Annotated in this window: 5 protein-coding genes; 4 read left to right on the forward strand and 1 reads right to left on the reverse strand. The window is 62.2% G+C overall.

The genetic code is table 11. From position 1 onward, the window contains the following. From ACP5EL_RS09380 to ACP5EL_RS09390, 3 genes are all read left to right on the forward strand, one after another. Positions 1-1,103, forward strand: a 1,103-nt coding sequence (locus tag ACP5EL_RS09380) for a pyridoxal phosphate-dependent aminotransferase (protein ID WP_428402250.1), incomplete at its 5' end; no start/stop codon positions are given. A gap of 49 nt (positions 1,104-1,152) precedes the next feature. Next, positions 1,153-1,536 carry a translation initiation factor IF-5A gene (locus tag ACP5EL_RS09385; protein WP_428402251.1) on the forward strand — a complete coding sequence of 128 codons (384 nt, stop codon included), beginning with the start codon at positions 1,153-1,155 and terminating at the stop codon, positions 1,534-1,536. Positions 1,537-1,541: 5 nt separating this feature from the next. After that, positions 1,542-2,468, forward strand: a complete 927-nt coding sequence (locus ACP5EL_RS09390) for an agmatinase family protein (RefSeq protein WP_428402252.1) — start codon at positions 1,542-1,544, stop codon at positions 2,466-2,468. A gap of 167 nt (positions 2,469-2,635) precedes the next feature. Here the strand turns inward: ACP5EL_RS09390 and ACP5EL_RS09395 are convergent, their stop codons facing one another. Further along, positions 2,636-3,112, reverse strand: a complete 477-nt coding sequence (locus ACP5EL_RS09395) for an N-acetyltransferase family protein (RefSeq protein ID WP_428402253.1) — start codon at positions 3,110-3,112, stop codon at positions 2,636-2,638. 155 nt (positions 3,113-3,267) lie between these two features. Here ACP5EL_RS09395 and ACP5EL_RS09400 point away from each other — a divergent pair, with 155 nt between their 5' ends. After that, positions 3,268-3,996: an aspartate/glutamate racemase family protein gene (locus tag ACP5EL_RS09400; RefSeq protein WP_428402254.1), complete on the forward strand. Its 729-nt coding sequence runs from the start codon at positions 3,268-3,270 to the stop codon at positions 3,994-3,996. Positions 3,997-4,145: the final 149 nt, after the last annotated feature.

Raw genomic sequence — 4,145 nt, forward strand, 5'->3', positions numbered from 1 at the left:
TGAAGTTTGCAAGCCACGTCGAGGAGATCGACATCTCAGGGATAAGAAAGAGCTTCGAGGGTGCGGGGCAGGGGGCGATAAACCTCGGCCTCGGCCAGCCCGACTTCGACACCCCCGACCACATCAAGCGGGCGGCGATCGAGGCGATCGAGGAGGGGTTCACCGGCTACACCATGAACCTGGGCACCGCCGAACTCCGAGAGGCCCTCTCGGAGAAGTTTCGGCAGGAGAACGGCCTCGATTACGCGCCCGGCGAGATCATGGTCACCAGCGGCGCAAGCGAAGCACTCTTTCTCGCCATCGCCGCCGTCGTCGAGAAGGACGACGAGGTCCTGATGGGCGATCCCGGCTTCGTCTCCTACGCGGCCCTGGCCAGGGTGGCCCACGGGCGGCCCGTCGCCGTCCCCATGGGCGAGAGGTTCCACCTCACACCCGAGGCCGTCGCCGAGAAGGTGACGGCGAGGACTAGGGCCCTGGTGGTCAACTCCCCCAACAACCCCACCGGCTCGGTCCAGACGAGGGAGGAGCTCCGGGCCCTGGCGGAGCTGGCCGAGGACCACGACTTCGCCCTGATATCCGACGAGGTCTACGAGCACTTCATCTACGAGGGTGAGCACGCCAGCCCCGCCCTCTACTCCGACCAGGTCATCACCATCAACGCAGTCTCCAAGACCTACGCCATGACCGGCTGGAGGCTCGGCTACCTGGCGGCTCGGGGCGAAGCCCTGGAGAATATGCTGAAGGTCCATCAGTACGTCCAGGCCTGTGCTTCATCCATCTCCCAGAGGGCGGCCCGAGCCGCGGTCAGCGGTCCCCAGACCTGTGTCCGGGAGATGAAAGAGGAGTTTCAGAAGAGGAGGGACGTCCTCGTCGAGGGGCTCCAGTCGATGGGGATAGAGATCGAAAAGCCCCAGGGGGCCTTCTACGCCTTCCCGAAGGTGGGGGACGGAAACGATGTCTCCGCCAGACTGATCGGAGGCGGTGTGGTGACGGTCCCGGGATCTGCCTTCGGCTCGGTGGCAAAAGATCATATCAGGATCTCTTATGCCGCCTCCATGGCCGATATAAAAACGGCTCTCGCGCGGATGAGAGAAATTCTTTAAATAGGAGCCGCGTTATTCGACGGGAATGTGACGTATTGAAGGTGACGAGATGAAAGAGCAGGTGGAGACCAGAGGGCTGAAGGAAGGAAGGTACGTGATCATCGACGACGAGCCGTGCGTCATCAAGAGCATAGCCAAGTCCAAGCCGGGAAAGCACGGCGCCGCCAAGGCGAGGGTTGACGCCGTTGGGATCTTCGACGGTCAGAAGAGGTCCATCGTCCAGCCGGTGACGGCCAAGGTATACGTTCCGATCGTGGAGAGAAAGTCCGGCCAGGTTCTGACGATCGGCGAGAGCTCGGCCCAGCTGATGGACCTCGGCGACTACAGCACCATAGACGTTCCCATCACCGAGGAAGATCGATCAAAGATAGAAGAGGGGAAGGAAGTCTCCTACTTGCTCGTCATGGGCAAGACCAAGATGGACATGCGTTAACCCGGATGTTCAACCTATCCAATTTTGCGGACGCCAACGCCGAACCGGAGGAGGCGGAGTTCGTGATCGTAGGGGCTCCCTTCGATGCCACCACCTCCTTCCGGCCAGGGGCCCGGGAGGGGCCAGACGCCGTCCGGAGGGCGTCTTACAACTTCGAGACCTACGTTCGCCGGCACAGAATCGATTTTCGGGACATCAAGGTCAGCGACCTCGGAAACCTCGACCTGGGGGCCGACCCCGCCTACGCCAGGGAGACGATCCGGGACGGCTTCGCCTTCATACCGGAGAGGGCGATCCCGATATTCATCGGCGGTGAGCACTCCATCACCCCGCCGATCGTCGCCGAGGTGGCCCAGCGGAGGCGCGGGAAACTCAGGGCCGAAGTTGGTGCCGACAGATATGTCGGCAGTGACGACGACAGAAGCGGCATCGGCGTCATAGTTCTGGACGCTCACTTCGACCTCCGGGAGGAGTATGGAGGGACGAGGCTGAGCCACGCCTGTGCCAGCCGTCACATCCTCGAGACGGAGGGCGTAGCTGGCTACGCCTCGATTGGGGTCAGGTCCGGCGACCTGAAGGAGTATATCTACGCCGAGGAGCACGGCGTCCCTTACCATTCAAGCGATGAGGTGCAAGAGAGGGGGATCGAGCTGGTGCTCAAAGACGCCCTTAAAGAGGTGGGTTGCGAGAAGATCTACCTCTCCATCGACTTCGACGCCATCGATCCTGCCTACGCTCCGGGGGTCGGAAATCCCGAGCCCTTCGGCCTCTCCTCCTGGGACGTCCGGTACATCGTCGAGAGAGTGGCACCAAGAGCCATCGGTCTCGACGTCAACGAGATCGCGCCCGCGTTCGACGGAGGCCAGACTGCAACCCTGGGTGCGAAACTGATCCGGGAGTTCATCGCCGCAAAGGCCGCTGCGGATCGGTAAATCTTCAAGCTTTGGGAGATTTCTGGGCGTTCCGAAAAGCGGCCCGCTCTCGGCCGAGAAGAGGGGCGGCGGCGTCTGCGTCCGGATTGAGAGGGATCAGGTCGTTCTGGGCGGCGAGGCGGTGACCGTCCTCAATGGAGAGTTGATCGATGCTGACCGAAGCGGATCTACCCGATCAGGCTCTTGACCATCCTCGTCTCGGGAGCTCCCGTCTCCACGTTCCTCCCCTCGCCCACCGTCATCCACCCCCGTCTCTGGTAGAATCCCAATGCTCGATGGTTTTCGCTGAAGCAGGAGAGCCTTCCGGCGCGGTATCCCCTCTTTTTCATCCCGGCCTCGACACACTCCAGGAGGGCGGTCCCCATCCCCTCGCCGTGACGGGACGGGTGGACCCAGAGGAGGTCTACGGAGTCTCCGGAAGCTGCCGCCACCCCCAGCACCCCGCCATCGGCCTCCGCCTCGGCCACGATCATTCTCTGCCACTGCCCCTCGACCAGGCCGTCGACGGCGCGGCCCTCGACCCAGGGACGCAGGGTCTCTCTGGGGATGAAGGGGCCGTAGACCTCCAGGATCGTATCCTTGCAGAGCCTGACGATGGAGGGGATGTCCTCTCTTGCCGCCCTCCTCAGAGAAAACTCGGCCATTGTGGTCGGCTCCTGTCGACGACCCGTTAATACCTTCTGCTCGCGGCCGGAGGGATGATCGACGGAAGAGAGAAAAAGAGACGGAAAAGAGATGAAAAAGAGGATAACGGGTGAGAAGAGACGTGATCGGAGCTGATAAGAGAGGTGATTAGACGATCTACAGAGCACGATCCGGCCAGGCGAGCTATGGCGAGGCGATAGGAATCCTCCTTCTGGACTCTTTCACCCCCTTCATCCCCGGGGACGTCGCCAACGCCACCACCTACGACTTTCCCGTACGGTTCAAGAAGGTGGGGGGGCTGACCACGAAGAGAGCCCTCGCAAAAGATCCCACGGCCTTCGAGCCCCTCCTGGCGGCGGCAGAGGAGCTGGCCGGCCAGGGGGTGAGGGCCGTCACCGGAGACTGCGGATTTCTCGCCCTGCATCAGAGGAGGCTCGCCGCCTTGTTGGAAGTACCGGTCTTCCTCTCCAGCCTCCTCCAGATCCCCTTCATCTCCGCCATCATCGGCCCCGACCGGATGGTGGGGGTGATCACCGCCGACTCGGCGAGCCTCGACGAGATGCTGCTTGCGGCCGTCGGGGTTGAGTCGGCCGAGAGCCTGGTGATAAGGGGGATGGAAGATCTGCCCGGATTCTCAGAGGCGGTGATCGAGGAGGCGGGGGTTCTCGACTCCGATCAGGTGGAACAGGATACGGTATCCGTCGCCCAGGAGCTGGTCGAGGACGAGCCGGGGGTCAGAGCAGTCCTTCTGGAGTGCAGCTGCCTTCCCCCCTACGGGAGGGCGGTCCAGGAGGCCGTAGGCCTTCCGGTCTTCGATTACGTCACCATGATAAACTACGTTCACTCGGCCCTGATCAAGAGGAGGTTTGATGGGGAGATGTGACCGAAGGCCGATCGGGCCGGAAGAGATTGGGACAAGAGGGGCAAAGAGAGCACCAGTCTTCAGTTCGTCTTCGGCCCTTCAGTCCATCTTCAGGAGCTTCGCGTTCACGGCGACGATGATGGTGCTCATGCTCATCAAAACCGCCCCCA

The organism is Methanocrinis sp., from assembly GCF_049974945.1.
Classification (GTDB): domain Archaea; phylum Halobacteriota; class Methanosarcinia; order Methanotrichales; family Methanotrichaceae; genus Methanocrinis.